This window comes from Streptomyces sp. NPDC002463, assembly GCF_042889835.1.
GTDB classification, from domain to species: Bacteria; Actinomycetota; Actinomycetes; order Streptomycetales; family Streptomycetaceae; genus Streptomyces; species Streptomyces nymphaeiformis.
Genome location: NZ_JBIARL010000007.1, coordinates 281,227 through 296,157, shown reverse-complemented (window position 1 = coordinate 296,157; position 14,931 = coordinate 281,227). Strand labels below are relative to the sequence as shown.

At 71.4% G+C, this 14,931-nt stretch carries 18 protein-coding genes and 1 tRNA gene; 15 read left to right on the top strand and 4 right to left on the bottom strand.

From position 1 onward, the window contains the following. Positions 1-78 precede the first annotated feature (78 nt). The 4 genes from ACFYX3_RS17055 (at position 79) to ACFYX3_RS17040 (ending at position 4,357) form a co-directional block, all read left to right on the top strand. Positions 79-717, top strand: a complete 639-nt coding sequence (locus ACFYX3_RS17055; RefSeq protein WP_184931186.1) for a TetR/AcrR family transcriptional regulator — start codon at positions 79-81, stop codon at positions 715-717. Between the two features lie 306 nt (positions 718-1,023). Beyond that, positions 1,024-1,593: an RBBP9/YdeN family alpha/beta hydrolase gene (locus ACFYX3_RS17050; RefSeq protein ID WP_389013765.1), complete on the top strand. Its 570-nt coding sequence runs from the start codon at positions 1,024-1,026 to the stop codon at positions 1,591-1,593. A 53-nt stretch (positions 1,594-1,646) separates the two neighbouring features. Then, the gene (gene pip / locus ACFYX3_RS17045) at positions 1,647-2,582 is read left to right on the top strand and encodes a prolyl aminopeptidase (RefSeq protein WP_389013762.1); all 936 of its coding nucleotides are present in this window, start codon (positions 1,647-1,649) and stop codon (positions 2,580-2,582) included. A 221-nt stretch (positions 2,583-2,803) separates the two neighbouring features. Then, positions 2,804-4,357, top strand: coding sequence for a M28 family metallopeptidase (locus ACFYX3_RS17040; RefSeq protein ID WP_389013759.1), 1,554 nt, complete (start codon positions 2,804-2,806; stop codon positions 4,355-4,357). Here ACFYX3_RS17040 and ACFYX3_RS17035 read toward each other — a convergent pair whose 3' ends face one another. Next, complete coding sequence (locus ACFYX3_RS17035) at positions 4,358-5,953, bottom strand: helicase HerA-like domain-containing protein (RefSeq protein WP_389013756.1); 1,596 nt, start codon at positions 5,951-5,953, stop codon at positions 4,358-4,360. Between the two features lie 96 nt (positions 5,954-6,049). Between ACFYX3_RS17035 and ACFYX3_RS17030 the strand changes: the two genes are divergently transcribed. Then, positions 6,050-6,346 carry a type II toxin-antitoxin system VapB family antitoxin gene (locus ACFYX3_RS17030; protein WP_030209440.1) on the top strand — a complete coding sequence of 99 codons (297 nt, stop codon included), beginning with the start codon at positions 6,050-6,052 and terminating at the stop codon, positions 6,344-6,346. A gap of 112 nt (positions 6,347-6,458) precedes the next feature. Continuing rightward, positions 6,459-7,085, top strand: coding sequence for a LytR C-terminal domain-containing protein (locus ACFYX3_RS17025; RefSeq protein ID WP_389013753.1), 627 nt, complete (start codon positions 6,459-6,461; stop codon positions 7,083-7,085). An 88-nt stretch (positions 7,086-7,173) separates the two neighbouring features. On the opposite strand, the gene upp is transcribed toward ACFYX3_RS17025, so the two are convergent. After that, positions 7,174-7,809 (bottom strand): uracil phosphoribosyltransferase, encoded by a 636-nt coding sequence (gene upp, locus ACFYX3_RS17020; protein WP_352025374.1) that lies wholly within the window; start codon positions 7,807-7,809, stop codon positions 7,174-7,176. 92 nt (positions 7,810-7,901) lie between these two features. On the opposite strand from upp, the gene ACFYX3_RS17015 reads away from it, so the two are divergent. The 9 genes from ACFYX3_RS17015 (at position 7,902) to ACFYX3_RS16975 (ending at position 13,544) form a co-directional block, all read left to right on the top strand. Beyond that, entirely contained in the window at positions 7,902-8,111 is a 210-nt protein-coding gene (locus ACFYX3_RS17015) for a hypothetical protein (protein WP_389013750.1), read from the top strand. Positions 8,112-8,328: 217 nt separating this feature from the next. Then, complete coding sequence (locus tag ACFYX3_RS17010) at positions 8,329-8,865, top strand: hypothetical protein (RefSeq protein WP_376593052.1); 537 nt, start codon at positions 8,329-8,331, stop codon at positions 8,863-8,865. 125 nt (positions 8,866-8,990) lie between these two features. Further along, positions 8,991-9,455 carry a tRNA adenosine(34) deaminase TadA gene (tadA, locus tag ACFYX3_RS17005; RefSeq protein WP_389013942.1) on the top strand — a complete coding sequence of 155 codons (465 nt, stop codon included), beginning with the start codon at positions 8,991-8,993 and terminating at the stop codon, positions 9,453-9,455. Positions 9,456-9,522: 67 nt separating this feature from the next. Beyond that, a tRNA-Ser gene (locus ACFYX3_RS17000) sits at positions 9,523-9,607 on the top strand. A gap of 399 nt (positions 9,608-10,006) precedes the next feature. Then, a complete protein-coding gene (locus ACFYX3_RS16995) occupies positions 10,007-10,171 on the top strand; it encodes a hypothetical protein (RefSeq protein WP_181924568.1) in 165 nt (54 codons plus the stop codon). A gap of 9 nt (positions 10,172-10,180) precedes the next feature. Next, positions 10,181-10,474 (top strand): Dabb family protein, encoded by a 294-nt coding sequence (locus ACFYX3_RS16990; RefSeq protein ID WP_056564863.1) that lies wholly within the window; start codon positions 10,181-10,183, stop codon positions 10,472-10,474. Positions 10,475-10,694: 220 nt separating this feature from the next. After that, on the top strand, positions 10,695-11,540 hold the full coding sequence (locus tag ACFYX3_RS16985) for an RNA polymerase sigma factor SigF (protein ID WP_359512652.1): 846 nt from the start codon (positions 10,695-10,697) through the stop codon (positions 11,538-11,540). Between the two features lie 235 nt (positions 11,541-11,775). Then, entirely contained in the window at positions 11,776-12,708 is a 933-nt protein-coding gene (locus ACFYX3_RS16980; RefSeq protein WP_389013745.1) for an RNA polymerase sigma factor SigF, read from the top strand. A 50-nt stretch (positions 12,709-12,758) separates the two neighbouring features. After that, positions 12,759-13,544, top strand: coding sequence for a hypothetical protein (locus ACFYX3_RS16975; RefSeq protein WP_389013742.1), 786 nt, complete (start codon positions 12,759-12,761; stop codon positions 13,542-13,544). Positions 13,545-13,607: 63 nt separating this feature from the next. On the opposite strand, the gene ACFYX3_RS16970 is transcribed toward ACFYX3_RS16975, so the two are convergent. Both ACFYX3_RS16970 and ACFYX3_RS16965 read right to left on the bottom strand, forming a co-directional pair. Further along, the gene (locus ACFYX3_RS16970) at positions 13,608-14,099 is read right to left on the bottom strand and encodes a hypothetical protein (protein WP_389013739.1); all 492 of its coding nucleotides are present in this window, start codon (positions 14,097-14,099) and stop codon (positions 13,608-13,610) included. 49 nt (positions 14,100-14,148) lie between these two features. After that, positions 14,149-14,643: a hypothetical protein gene (locus ACFYX3_RS16965; RefSeq protein WP_389013736.1), complete on the bottom strand. Its 495-nt coding sequence runs from the start codon at positions 14,641-14,643 to the stop codon at positions 14,149-14,151. Between the last annotated feature and the right edge of the window lie 288 nt (positions 14,644-14,931).

Genomic DNA, 14,931 nt, shown 5'->3' with positions numbered 1-14,931 from the left:
GGGAACGGGTATGCTCACTACAGGAAGCGACAGCAGACGAACCGCGGGGGAACGGGGCTCAGGGACAGGAGTCGGCAGATGAGCACGGAGAACCCGCAGGCCGGAGACAGGGCGGCGGTGCCGGTACTCAGCCTGCTCCCCACCCTCGACGAGCCCGCCCCCGAGCGCGCCGACGCGGCCCGCAACCGGCGCAGGATCCTCGACGCGGCCGCCCGGATCGTCGCCGAGGACGGCCCCGACGCCGTCACCATGAACCAGGTCGCCCACGCCAGCGGCATCGGCGTCGGCACCGTCTACCGCCGCTTCGGCGACGTCTCCCAGCTGCTCTGGGCGCTCCTCGACGACCGCGAGCGCCAGTTCCAGGAGGCGTACATGAGCGGCCCTCCCCCGCTGGGCCCCGGCGCCCCCGCCGCCGAACGGCTCGACGCCTTCCTCGACGCGCTCGTCGACCGTGTCGGCGCCCAGCGCGCCCTGCTGCTCGCGGCGCACTCCGCCGCGCCCCGCGCCCGCTACCACAGCGGCGCCTACCGGGTGATGCACACGCACATGGCCCTGCTCATCGGGCAGCTCAGGCCGGGCAGCGACAGCACCCTCCTCGCGCACCTCGCGCTCGCGCCGTTCTCGCCCGACGTCATGCACCACCTGACGGTCGAGCAGGAACTGTCGGCCGCCCGGCTCAAGGCGGGCGTGAAGGAGCTGCTGACCCTGCGGGGTTAGGGCCTGTCTTTCGGATCAGGCCGGATCAGGGAGCGGGGCCCGGCACACTGCACTCGCTTCGATCGCTCCGTCTCGGCTCCCTGATCCATCCTTCGGATGCCGAGCGCGATCGCAAGGCGGAGGAGGGAGTCGACGCGGCGGGGGCACCTCCCGTGCCCGAAGGGCTACGGGGGAGTTGCCGACCGACGACGACGCGGCGAGCGCGCGTGCCAGGCCCCGCGAGCCCGGCATGATCCGAAAGACGGGCCCTGGACCGCTCCGTGGACGGTGGTGGACCGGCGGCCCTCGCCGTCGCAGGATCCTGCCATGACCACGTATCTGATCCTGCACGGCTTCCAGAACCACCGCCCGCCCGCCCACTGGCAGCACTGGCTCGCCGGGCAGCTGCGCGAGCGCGGCCACGAGGTCCGCTACCCCCAGCTGCCCTCGCCCGACGCGCCCGTCCTCGGCGAGTGGCTCGACGCCCTGGAGGAGCACGGGCGGCGCCCCGCCGAGGGCGAGTTCGTGGTCCTCGCGCACAGCCTGTCGGTGCTGCTCTGGCTGCACGCCGGGGACCGGCGGCCGGACGCCGACCGGGTCCTCCTGGTCTCCCCGCCCTCCCCGCAGGTCACCGCCTCGATCCCCGAGATCGCCGCCTTCGCCGACGGCCTCGACCTCACGGAGGCGGGGCTCAAGGCACGGCTCGTGTACGGGGACGGGGACCCGTACTGTCCCGAGGGCGCCGACCTGCACTACGGCATCCCCCTCGGCCTCGACCTGGACCTCGTACCGGCCGGCGAGCACCTCAACCCCGACTCGGGGTACGGGGAGTGGCCCTCGCTCCTGGAATGGTGCGAGGACCCCGCCGTGCGGGTGCGGGCGAACACGAGGCCGTAGAGGGCGGGAAAACACCGCGACCCGTGGCACCCCAGCACGGTAGCGTCGGCCGGATGCATCCCGAGACCGCACCGTACGACCAGGGCCTGCTCGACGTGGGCGACGGCAATCTCGTCCACTGGGAGGTCTCCGGAAACCCGGACGGCAAGCCCGCGCTCGTGGTGCACGGCGGGCCGGGCTCCGGATCCTCCCCGCGCAGCCGCCGGTACTTCGACCCGGAGGCGTACCGGCTCGTCCTCTTCGACCAGCGGGGCTGCGGGCGCTCCACCCCGCACGCGAGCGACCCGGCCGCCGACCTGTCCGTGAACACCACCGCGCACCTGGTGGCCGACATGGAGCGGCTGCGGGAGCACCTCGGGATCGACAAGTGGCTGCTGTACGGCGGCTCCTGGGGCTCCACGCTGATCCTGGCGTACGCGGAGGCGTACCCCGAGCGCGTGTCGGAGATCGTGATCGCCGCCGTCACGACCACCCGCCGCTCCGAGACCGCCTGGCTGTACGAGGGCGTCGGCCGCTTCTTCCCGGAGGCCCACGAGCGCTTCCGGGCGGGCGCGGGCCACGCGGACGACCTGGTCGGGGCGTACGCGGCCCTCATGAACCACCCCGACCGTGCCGCACGGGAGAAGGCGGCGGCCGACTGGTGCGCCTGGGAGGACGCGGTCCTCGCGCCGGAGGGCATGGGCACCCCGTACACCGACCGGGTCGACGACACCCGGCTCGGCTTCGTCCGGATCTGCTCGCACTACTTCGCGCACGGCGCCTGGCTGGAGGAGGGTGCGCTGATCCGCGACGCGCACCGGCTCGCCGGCATCCCCGGGGTCCTGATCCACGGCCGGCTCGACATGGGCGGGCCGCTCACCACCGCCTGGGAGCTGGCCCGCGCCTGGCCGGACGCCGAGCTGCACGTGGTCGAGGGCCGGGGGCACCTGGGCGGCGAGGAGACCGGGAGGCTGATCCTGACGGCCCTCGACCGCTTCGCGAAGGGCTGACGCACCCGCGCACCGCTTCACGGAGGTGCGGGCGCACAAGCGGGAGACGAAGGCCGCCACCAAGGCGACCAGGGCGCGAAAGACGCCTGACAGAGCGGGAATTGATAATTCCACATTGCATTCCTGTGCGACCTGACAGGAATTGCGACAGATCTGTTCACAGCATGCCCCCGATATCGCTAACTTCCCCTCAACCTCGTCCGTACCGGGAAGGGACCTCTGTGAACGCATCCCAGCGCCGAGCCGCGGCCATCCTCGCCGCAGCCGCCCTCGCCACCCCCCTGGTCCTCGCCTCCCCCGCCACCGCGGGCCAGGACCCCACGGCCGCACCCGCCCGCGATGCCGCCCGGCTGGCGAAGAAGCTGGTCCGCGAGACCACCGCCCAGGACGCCTACAGGCACCTGCAGAAGTTCCAGGCGATAGCCGACTCCGCCGGCGGGAACCGCGCCGCCGGCACCCTCGGCCACGACGCCTCGGCCGCCTATGTGTACACGCAGCTCAAGAAGGCCGGATACGACGTCCGGTACCAGCAGTTCGACTTCATCTACACCCAGACGCTCGAAGAGAAGGCCTCCGTCCTCGCACCCGCGCCCCGGACGCTCGGCATCAAGGCGATGACGTACACGAAGTCCACCCCCGTCGGCGGCATCACCGCCGAGCTCGCGGCCGTGCCCGTCGACGCCGACGGCTCCACCGGCTGCGAGCCGGGCGACTTCGCCTCCGGCGCCTTCACCGGGAAGATCGCGCTGATCAAGCGCGGCGTCTGCTCCTTCGCGATCAAGCAGCAGAACGCCGCCGCGGCCGGCGCCGCCGGCGCGATCGTCTACAACAACGTCGACGGCGCCCTCTCCGGCACCCTCGGCGCCCCCGAATCCGGGCGGATCCCCACCGGCGGCATCAGCCTGGCCGAGGGCACGCAGCTCGCCGCCGACCTCGCCAAGGGCCCGGTCTCGCTCTCCTTCGAGATCCGCCAGCTCCAGGAGAAGCGCACCACCAACAACGTCATCGCGGAGACCAGGGGCGGCAACGCCGCCAACACCGTGGTGCTCGGCTCCCACCTCGACTCCGTCACCGCGGGCCCCGGCATCAACGACAACGGCTCCGGTTCCGCCGGCCTCCTGCAGACCGCCCTGGAACTCGCCAAGTCCAAGGACAAGGTCCGCAACAAGGTCCGCTTCGCCTGGTGGTCGGCGGAGGAGGTCGGTCTCCTCGGCTCCGAGCACTACGTCAACACCCTCTCGGACCTCGGCCGGAAGGAGATCAAGCTCTATCTCAACTTCGACATGATCGCCTCGCCGAACTACGGCCTGTTCGTGTACGACGGCGACAACTCGGACGGCGTCGGCGCCGACGCGGGCCCCGAGGGCTCCGCCCAACTGGAGCGCGACATCACCGACTTCATGGACCGGCGCGGAGTCCCGCACGAGGGCACCGACTTCACCGGCCGCTCCGACTACGGCCCCTTCATCAAGGTCGGCATCCCCGCCGGCGGCACCTTCACCGGCGCCGAGGGCATCAAGACACCCGCCCAGGCGGCCAAGTTCGGCGGCACGGCGGGCGTCGCCTACGACGTGAACTACCACGCCGAGGGCGACGACCTCGACAACATCGACATGACGGCCTTCGACGCCAACATCGACGTCATCGCCAACGCCGTGGGCACCTACGCCCACGACATCTCCTCCCTGCGCAAGCCGGTCGTCTCCACCCCGACCACGGGCGACGCGGGCAGCGGCGGCGGCCTGCACGGCGACCACGACGAGGTGACGCAGTAGCTACCGCCTCCGGCGGGCCGTCCCGAACAGTGAGCGGCTGATCTCCCGGCCCAGCTGGGTGCCGACCGACCGGGCCAGGGTCTTGAAGATCCCGCTGCCCACCACCTGTTCGGCGAGCGAGGGCTCCTCCTTCTGCTTCTTCCGAGGGGCCCTCGTCTCCTCGGCGGCCGCTGCCTCCAGCGCCGCCTCCTCCGCCGCCCGCTGCTCGGCGGTCAGCTTCTCGTACGCCGACTCCCGGTCCACGGCCTCCGCGTACCGCCCGTACAGCGGGGAGGCCTTCACCGCCGCGTCCAGGGCCGCCGCGTCCACCGGGCCCATCAGCGACTCGGGGGCCCGCAGCCGGGTCGCCGCCACCGGGGTCGGGGCGCCCTTCTCGCTCAGTACGGTGATCACCGCCTCGCCCGTACCGAGACCGGTCAGCACCTCCTCCAGGTCGTACGGCGAGTTCGGGAAGGTCCGCACCGTCGCCTTCAGGGCCTTCGCGTCGTCCGGGGTGAACGCGCGCAGCGCGTGCTGCACCCGGTTGCCGAGCTGCGCGAGCACGTCCGAGGGGACGTCCTTCGGGGTCTGCGTCACGAAGAACACCCCGACGCCCTTCGAGCGGATCAACCGCACGGTCTGCGTGATCGACTCCAGGAACGCCTTCGAGGCCCCGCTGAACAGCAGATGCGCCTCGTCGAAGAAGAACACCAGCTTCGGCTTCTCCAGGTCGCCGACCTCCGGGAGGTCGCCGAACAGGTCCGCCAGCATCCACATCAGGAACGTCGAGAACAGCTGCGGCTTGTCCTGCACCGCCGGCAGCTCCAGCACCGAGACGATCCCCCGCCCGTCCGGCGCCGTCCGCAGCAGCTCGGCCGTGTCGAACTCCGGCTCCCCGAAGAAGCCCCCCGCGCCCTGCTGCTCGAAGGCCGTGATCGACCGCAGGATCACCCCGGCCGTCACCGTCGACAGGCCGCCGATCCCCTTGAGCTCGGCCTTCCCCGTGTCCGAGACCAGGAAGGCCACCACCGCCCGCAGGTCCTTGAGGTCGACGAGCTCCAGGCCCTTGGAGTCGGCGTAGTGGAAGATCAGGCCGAGCGACTGCTCCTGCGTCTGGTTGAGCTGGAGCACCTTGGAGAGCAGCACGGGGCCGAAGCCGGTGACCGTCGCGCGGACCGGGATGCCGGGGCCGGTGCCGCCGAGCCCGTAGAACTCGCAGGGGAAGCCGCGGGCCTGCCAGTCCTGGCCCACCTCCCCGGCACGCTCCCGGACCCTCGCGCCGTCCTGGCCGGGGGCCGAGACCCCGGAGACGTCGCCCTTGATGTCGGCGAGGAAGACGGGCACGCCGTTCGCCGAGAGCTGCTCGGCGATCAGCTGGAGCGTCTTCGTCTTGCCGGTGCCGGTCGCGCCGGCGACCAGACCGTGCCGGTTGAGCACGGGCAGCGGGATGCGGATGCGCGCGTCCGGGTGACAGACGCCGTCCCAGAGCAGGGCCCCCAGTTCGAGTGCGGGTCCGTCGAAGGCGTACCCGGCGGCGATCTCGGCGGCGGGCCCCGCCAGGGAGGTGGGGGCCGTCCCGGTCGCTTCGGCCTCCGGCGGCTGCTCGCTGACGCTCATGACGGCACCCCAATTCCGGTTTGTCACGGTTCGCACCAGCATCCCACTGCCCGCGCGTGGCTGCGCCGGGGACCGCTCGCCCGGTAGGCTTTCCGTGTGATCTTCAAGCGCATCGGAAACGGAAAGCCGTATCCCGACCACGGCCGGGAAAGCACCCGGCAGTGGGCGGACGTCGCCCCGCGCCCGGTCCGCCTCGACCAGCTGGTGACCACCAAGGGCCAGCTGGACCTGGAGACCCTGCTCGCCGAGGACTCCACCTTCTACGGCGACCTCTTCGCGCACGTCGTGAAGTGGCAGGGCGACCTCTACCTCGAGGACGGACTGCACCGCGCCGTCCGCGCGGCACTCCAGCAGCGCCAGGTGCTGCACGCCCGCGTCCTGGAACTCGACTGAGCCGTCGAGCTCCCTGGCCGGCTGAGCCTTTCGGGGTCAGTTCGCCCCCATCCGGACGCGATCACATGATCATCAAGTAGGCATCGCCGACGGGCGGCATTACGCTGCGTTCATGAGCATGCTCACTCCCCCCGGCATGGGCGGAAAGTACCGCATCACGGGGGATGTCTACCCCCGCATGCGCCGCCCCCACCGCCGGCGCAGGATCGTCCTCGCGTCCGCCGCCGCCGTGGTCGTGCTCGGCGCGGCCGGCTGGGGAACGCTCCAGCTCGTCGACGTCTTCTCCGGCGACGGGGGAACGAAGACGACGGCCGGGAAGCAGGCCGACTGCAAACCCGCGCCCAAGCCGACCCCCGCGCCCGCCGCCTTCCCCAAGCCCGCGCAGATCACGGTCAACGTCTACAACGCGACCCCGCGCAGCGGGCTCGCCAAGACGACCGCGGACGAGCTCAAGAAGCGCGGGTTCAAGATCGGCAAGGTGGGCAACGCGCCGACCGCCTACGACAAGAAGGTCCCCGGCGCCGGCCTGCTGCTCGGCGCGCCCACCGCCACCAAGGGCGTCCTCCCGGTCCTCGGCACCCAGCTCGCGGGCGCCACGACCAAGACGGACACCCGGGCGACGGCGGACGTGGACCTGATCATCGGGACCGCGTTCAAGACGCTGTCCCCGAAGACGACGGCGGACGCGGCCCTGGTCGCCCTGACCAAGCCCGCGCCCGCTGTGAAGCCCTGCCGTTAGGTCCTGTCGTCAGGTCCTGCTCCGCGGACCCGGCTGTTGCTTGTTCGGCGGAGCCGGCTGTTGCCTATTCGGCGGAGCCGGCTGTTGCCTATTCGGCGGAGCCGTACATGCGGTCGCCCGCGTCGCCCAGGCCCGGGACGATGTAGCCGTTCTCGTTGAGGCGCTCGTCGACCGAGGCCGTCACGACGGTCACCGGCGTGCCCGCGAGCTCGCGCTCCATGACCTCGACGCCCTCCGGGGCGGCGAGGAGCACGACCGCGGTCACGTCGTCGGCGCCGCGCCGGATGAGCTCCTGGATCGCCGCGACCAGCGTGCCGCCGGTCGCCAGCATCGGGTCCAGGACGTACACCTGGCGGCCCGAGAGGTCCTCCGGCATCCGCGTCGCGTAGGTCGACGCCTCCAGCGTCTCCTCGTTGCGGATCATGCCGAGGAAGCCGACCTCGGCCGTCGGGAGCAGCCGGACCATGCCGTCGAGCATGCCGAGCCCGGCGCGCAGGATCGGGACCACCAGCGGACGCGGGTGCGACAGCTTCACGCCGGTCGTGGGCGTGACGGGGGTCTCGATGTCGACCTGCTCGGTCCTCACGTCCCTGGTGGCCTCGTAGGCGAGCAGGGTGACCAGCTCGTCGGCGAGACGGCGGAAGGTCGCGGAGTCCGTGCGCTTGTCGCGCAGGGTGGTGAGCTTGTGGGCGACCAGGGGGTGGTCGACGACGTGGAGACGCATGACTCAACAGTAGCCCGCCGAGCACTGGCGTCGACCCACGGCGCCGGGGCAGAGTGGGGGCACAGGGACCCAGCGATGGGGTGGTGTGGCCGATGCCCGACCTGGAAGAACCGGCCGGGGAAGCCGCCGAGGGGGCGGCCCGCACGCCGGCACCGGAGACCGACGCGGAGCGCCGCAGGCGCCGCGCCCAGTTCCTCCGTGAGCTCAACGAGGCCAAGGCGCTGCGCGAGCGCGTGCAGCCGCGGCGCGCCCGGGCCGCCCGGATGCGCCAGGCCATGCGCATGCGGACCTTCCGCTGGTGAGGCCATACGGGGAGCGGGACAGCGCTAACCGGCCATGCGCCCCCCTCGTGCGCCGGGGTCGCACGCCCACCCGATCGCGGGGTCGTTCAGACTGATGCACGACGCAAGAGCCGAAGACCTCTCCTGACGGCGACGTTTCTGTCACGATGCCGATTGGGCGGGGCATCAGGCTCGCGCCGCCGGAACGTCACACCTCTGATCAGTGGGAGAGAGTCAGGTGTACTTCGCCGCACTGCTCGCGCGCACCGAAGACGGGTGGGAAGCGAGCGACACGGAGCTCGACGACGTGGAGACCCTGTCGGATCTGGCCGAGCTCGCCCGTGAGGCCTCGGACGACGACACGGTGATCGTCTTCATCGAGCAGGAGGACGCGTGGTTCGGGATCGTCCGGATCGAGGGTGAGGAAGACCCTCGCATCTACGTCTCGGACGGGGCCGCCGCCGCCCGTTCCTCGTACGGGGAGATGCTCACCCGGGAGATCCTCGGCGACGACCTGGACGACCTGGTCGACGACCTGGACGAGCTGGACCTGGACGGCACCGAGGACGGGGAGCCGCTCGACGCCGACACGGACGAGGACGACGAGGCGGGCTCCGTCGCCGCCGAGGCCGTCCCTGCCGCCCCGGTGGGCGACCGGCTGATCCTGGCCGACCTCGGGATGTCGGCGGAGGACCTGCTCGCCCTCGACACCGACGCGCTCTCGGAGATCGCGGACGCGCTGGGTGCGGCCGAGGTCCTGGAGGCCGTCCGCTAGTGGCAGCCGCGGTACCCGCACCCGAGCCGACGACCGAGCCGCCGGGCGATCCCGTACGGGACTCCGCGCAGGACCCCCTGGGGGACTCCGTACGGGAACCCGTGGGGGAGCCGGCACAGGAACCCATGGGGGACCCCGTGCGGGACCCCTGGCGGGACGTCATGCGGCTCGCTCTCGCCGAGGCCGATGCGGCCGCGCCGGCCGGTGACGTACCGGTCGGCGCGGTCGTGCTCGGCCCGGACGGCACGGTGATCGCCCGCGCGCACAACGAGCGGGAGGCCACCGGCGACCCCACCGCGCACGCCGAGGTGCTCGCCCTGCGCCGGGCGGCCGCGGCGACCGGCGAGTGGCGGCTGACGGGCTGCACGCTCGTCGTGACCCTGGAGCCGTGCGTGATGTGCGCCGGCGCACTCGTCCAGTCGCGCGTCGAGCGGGTGGTGTTCGGAGCGCTCGACGAGAAGGCGGGCGCGACCGGTTCGCTCTGGGACCTCGTGCGGGACCGCCGGCTGAACCACCGCCCCGAGGTGATCCAGGGCGTCCTCGGCGAGGAGTGCGCGGCCCAGTTGACGGCCTTCTTCCGCAGCCGCTGACCCCTGCTCCGACCTGGTCTTCGATACGGATTTCATGCCAGGGCCAACTTCGGCTAAGCTCTCTCTCGGTAGCGTGTCCGAGCGGCCGAAGGAGCTCGCCTCGAAAGCGAGTGTGGGGAAACTCACCGAGGGTTCAAATCCCTCCGCTACCGCTTCGATCGAAGGGCCCGGCGCATCAGCGCCGGGCCCTTCGGCGTATCTCCGGTCCGTACGGGAAAGGCCCCGGCCGCGCTCGTCACGCGGCCGGGGCCTTCTCACGTAGGACGGGGGGAACGGCATCGGGGGGACAAGCCGCTCCCCCCGATGAGAACCGGCCGACAAGTCCTGCGCCACGGTCAGGGGGGAAGCTCGCGGCGCGGACCCCGCAGTGCGGTCCGGTTCCTTCGAGTCCCGCGGATTCCTGCCAGATCCGCCGGGCTCGACATCCATACTGCTCTGCCGTCACCCTTCCGGGGGACGGCGAAAGGCCCGGATCTCCGGGCCCTTGGTCCATAAGGCCTCGGTTAGAGTGGCGCGGTCGTACGGCGGGGGAACAGGGGAGGGCTGGACAGATGGCGCAGGCGAAGAAGATCGCGCTCTACGCGGTCGTGGTCTTTGTGCTGTACACGATCGTCAACTCCCCCGCCCGGGCCGCCGACCTGGTCCAGGTAGGGTTCGAGGGCATTTCCAGCGCCGCCCAGGGTGTCGGCCAGTTCATGACCGAGCTCGTCAATTAGGAGCCCACCGTGATCCGCCATCTGGTCCTCTTCAAGCTCAACGACGGCGTCTCGCGCGACGAGCCGCGTGTGGTCGCCGGTGTCGAGGCGTTCCGCGCGCTCGGCGGGCAGATTCCGGAGCTGAGGTTCTGGGAGTGCGACTGGAACATCACGGACCGGCCGATCGCGTACGACTTCGCCATCAACTCGGCCGTCGAGGACACGGACGCGCTCCAGCGCTACCTGGACCACCCCGCGCACCAGGCCGGTGTCGCCCAGTGGCGCGAGTTCGCCACCTGGGTGATCGCGGACTACGCCTTCTAGTCCTCCGTCACCCCGAGGCCCCCTGCCGTCGCGGCGGGGGGCCTTTTCCGTGCGTGACCTCCCCTTTTTCCGCCAACATGCCCTCAACACGTCACTATGCGGTGCTTGCACACAGTGGACATGTCTTGTGATGCTATGACCGCTTTTGACGGATGAGTTGACCGTAGTTGACCCAGTTGCCCAGTCGACCAGCAAGACCAGCCAAAGGGGTGGCGTGAACGTGCCGGCCAGTACAGCACCTCAGGTCCCGCCCCAGCACGAGGCGGCCGGGCCGGAGGCTCCGCGTCCGCGGCCCCAGAGCACGCGCGGCGCCGACACCCGGGCCCTCACCCAGGTGCTCTTCGGGGAGCTCAAGAACCTGGAGCCGGGCACCGCCGAGCACCATCGCGTGCGCGGGGCGCTCATCGAGGCCAACCTGCCCCTCGTGCGGTACGCGGCCGCCCGCTTCCGCTCCCGCAACGAGCCGATGGAGGACGTCGTCCAGGTCGGCACCATCGGCCTCATCAACGCGATCGACCGCTTCGACCCCGACCGGGGCGTCCAGTTCCCCACCTTCGCGATGCCCACCGTCGTGGGCGAGATCAAGCGGTACTTCCGCGACAACGTCAGGACCGTGCACGTGCCGCGCCGGCTGCACGAGCTCTGGGTCCAGGTGAACGGCGCCACCGAGGACCTGACGACCGCCCACGGCCGCTCCCCCACGACCGCGGAGATCGCCGAGCGGCTGCGGATCGGCGAGGACGAGGTGCTCGCCTGCATCGAGGCCGGCCGCTCGTACCACGCCACCTCCCTGGAGGCCGCGCAGGAGGGCGACGGGCTGCCCGGACTGCTCGACCGGCTCGGCTACGAGGACCCCGCCCTGGCCGGCGTCGAGCACCGCGACCTCGTCCGGCACCTGCTCGTCCAGCTGCCCGAGCGCGAGCAGCGGATCCTGATGCTGCGCTACTACAGCAACCTGACCCAATCTCAGATCAGCCAGGAGCTCGGCGTCTCCCAGATGCACGTGTCAAGGCTCCTCGCCCGCAGCTTCGCCCGCTTGAGATCCGCAAACAGGATCGAGGCGTAACCGGAACGGGTAGACCGGTTCGGAGCAGTTCTCACACGGCCCAAATGCCCCACACCCCTTGTTTCCTGCGGAAATGTCAGCTCTCCGTGTCGACAAGTCACTACAGCGTGTTGCCGACATGTGACATTCTGCTGGAACCGAGTTTGCCGCAGCCCCGCCGCCGGTATTCAGGTGGAGGCTGCGTTCCTCAGATGGTCGCGGCCACCGCGACCGTCCGCGACCTCAAGGGGGTGGCATGTCCACAGAACTGGGCAGCTCGAAGGTGCTCACGCTCACGCCCGTTCCCGTGCCCGCGCAGACGACCGCGCCGACCGCGACCGACAGCACGGAGACCGTGAACACCGCTGAGACCACCGAGACCGCGCCCCCGCCGATGGTCGTCTCCCCCGGCGCCCTCGACACCCGCACCCTCTCGCGCTCCCTCTTCCTGCGGCTGCGCGCCCTCGACGCCGAGGGCGTCGCCGCCGACAGCCCGGAGCGGACCTACGTCCGCGACACCCTCATCGAGCTCAACCTCCCGCTCGTGCGGTACGCGGCGGCCCGCTTCCGCTCCCGCAACGAGCCGATGGAGGACATCGTCCAGGTCGGCACCATCGGCCTGATCAAGGCGATCGACCGCTTCGACTGCGAACGGGGCGTGGAGTTCCCGACGTTCGCGATGCCGACCGTCGTCGGCGAGATCAAGCGCTTCTTCCGCGACACCTCGTGGTCGGTGCGGGTCCCGCGCCGCCTCCAGGAGCTGCGCCTCGCCCTCACCAAGGCCAGCGACGAGCTCGCGCAGAAGCTCGACCGCTCACCCACCGTGCCCGAACTCGCCGCCGTGCTCGGGGTGTCGGAGGAGGACGTCGTCGACGGCCTCGCCGTCGGCAACGCGTACACCGCGTCCTCGCTCGACTCCCCCTCGCCCGAGGACGACGGCGGCGAGGGTTCGCTCGCGGACCGGCTCGGCTACGAGGACTCGGCCCTCGAAGGCGTCGAGTACCGCGAGTCGCTCAAGCCGCTGCTCGCCAAACTCCCGCCCCGGGAGCGGCAGATCATCATGCTCCGCTTCTTCGCGAACATGACGCAGTCGCAGATCGGCGAGGAGGTCGGCATCTCCCAGATGCACGTCTCGCGACTCCTCACCCGCACCCTCGCCCAGCTGCGCGAAGGCCTCATCTCGGACTGACTTCCGCAAAACCCCGGCCTGTTGACGCAACGTCAGCCAGACTGGGGCGCATGTGGCGCAGGAAGCCGGGACTCGTGGCGGTGGCGCTCTGCCTCGGCGGGGCGCTGACCGCGTGCGGCGGCGGAGGAGACGGCGAGGGGTACGCGGCGGTCGGCGCCGGCCCCTCCCCGAAGGGCGCGGTCGCCCCTTCGGGCGTGGTCACCCTGGTCCCCCTGGAGCCCTCGGAGAGCGGGACGACGTCCAGCACGTCCTCCCCGTCCCCGGGGCCGTCCGGGCTGCCCGGGGCGCCTCCCACGGGCCGGAACGGGGCTTCTCCGGGCCCATCGGGGACCTCGGCGGCCTCCGGGACCCCCGAAGCCCCCGGGTCCTCCCGTACGAACACGGGCACGGGATCCGGTACGGCCCCGACGACCGCGCCCGGTCGGGGAGGCGGCGGCACCCCGCCCCGTACCCCCTCCACGACACCGGGCCCCACGACGCCCGGCACCGGCACGCCCCCGTCGTCGCCCACGCCGACCCCCGCGCCCGGCCCCGCCGTGCTCACCGTCTCCACGCCCGACCTCGCCGCGGGCGACAAGCGCTGGTGCCAGCGGGTCACCGTGACCTTCCGCAACACCGGCGGCTCCCCCGCCACCTCGGGCACGGTCACGTTCGCGACCCACGTCATCGGCCTGCTCGGCACCGACTGGGGCACGGTCACCAGCAACCAGCCCCTTCCCGCACCGATCGCCGCCGGGGCGGCGCGGACGCAGACGTACACCGTCTGCGTGGAGTCGTGGCGGGTCCCGCTCGGGATGACCGTCGACACCCGACAGGTCACGGCGGCCTGGTCCTGACACACGAACGGCCGGCCGGAGGATCCGGCCGGCCGTCATACAGGACCTTCGGTCAGGCGACCTCTAGTCGGGGACGGGCTTGAACATCGTGCTCGGCTGGTACCAGTTGGTGCACTCGACGACCTTGGCGCCCGCCGGCGTCGTCACGTCGGCACAGGTGCGCATCCAGTCGCTGCCGTAGGCGACGTAGTCGGTGAAGGTCCCGTAGGTGGCGGAAGCCTTCTTGCCGTACGGGCCGGTCCAGCTGGTCGGGTTGGGACCCGTGGCGGCCTTGTCGATCCACGCGGCGGTCACCTTGCCGCCGTTGACGCCCGACGCAATGCCCAGCGCACCGACGGGCTGGTTGCAGTAGTTCCACATCAGGCGGGTCTCGGAGTAGGCGCGCCGGACGATCTGCTGGCGGAAGCCTTCGAACTCCCCTCCCATGCCGCAGCCCGGCGGAAGGTCGGCCTGCGCCTGGGCGACCGGAGCGGCGGTCGCCGCATCGGCCTGCACCGTCCCGACACCGAGCAGGCAGACGGCCGCCGCGGAGGCGGCCAGCATGCGGTGAAGCATGTTTTACCCTTTCCCTCTCTATCGCTTGGTGTTACGTGCACATGCCCCTCTAGTCGGGGACGGGCGTGAACATCGTGCTCGGCTGGTACCAGTTGGTGCACTCGACGACCTTGGCGCCCGCCGGCGTCGTCACGTCGGCACAGGTGCGCATCCAGTCGCTGCCGTAGGCGACGCCGCCGGTGCCGATGAACGAGAAGGTGGTACGGAACTTCTTGTTGTACGGGCCGGTCCAGCTGGTCGGGTTGGGACCCGTGGCGGCCTTGTCGATCCACACGGCGTTCACCTTGCCGCCGTTGATGTCGAAGGCCATACCCGTCGCCTTCTTGTCCACGGCGCAGTAGTTCCAGATCAGACGGACCTCGGAGTAGGCGCGCCGGACGATCTGCTGGCGGAAGCCTTCGAACTCCTGGCCCGTGCCGCAGCCCGGCGGAAGGTCGGCCTGCGCCTGGGCGACCGGAGCGGCGGTCGCCGCATCGGCCTGCACCGTCCCGACACCGAGCAGGCAGACGGCCGCCGCGGAGGCGGCCAGCATGCGGTGAAGCATGTTTCACCCTTTCCATATATATGGCTTGGTGGTACGTGCAACTGCCGTCTCATCCTTCTCGGGCCACCGAGGACCGACCAGGCAGAAAGGGTGGCGGAACCGTCCGGAACAGTTGATTCCGAAACTGTCGGACAGATCGGGCGGGGCCGGGTCCCGTACATCACGGAGAAGGGGCGGGGCCGGGGGGGGGGGGCGGCGGGGGGGCCCCCCCCCGGGGGCCGGGGGGGGGGGCCCGGGCCCGGCGCGGGGGGGGGGGGGGGGGGCAAGGGCCCCGCCCCCCGCGCAGGC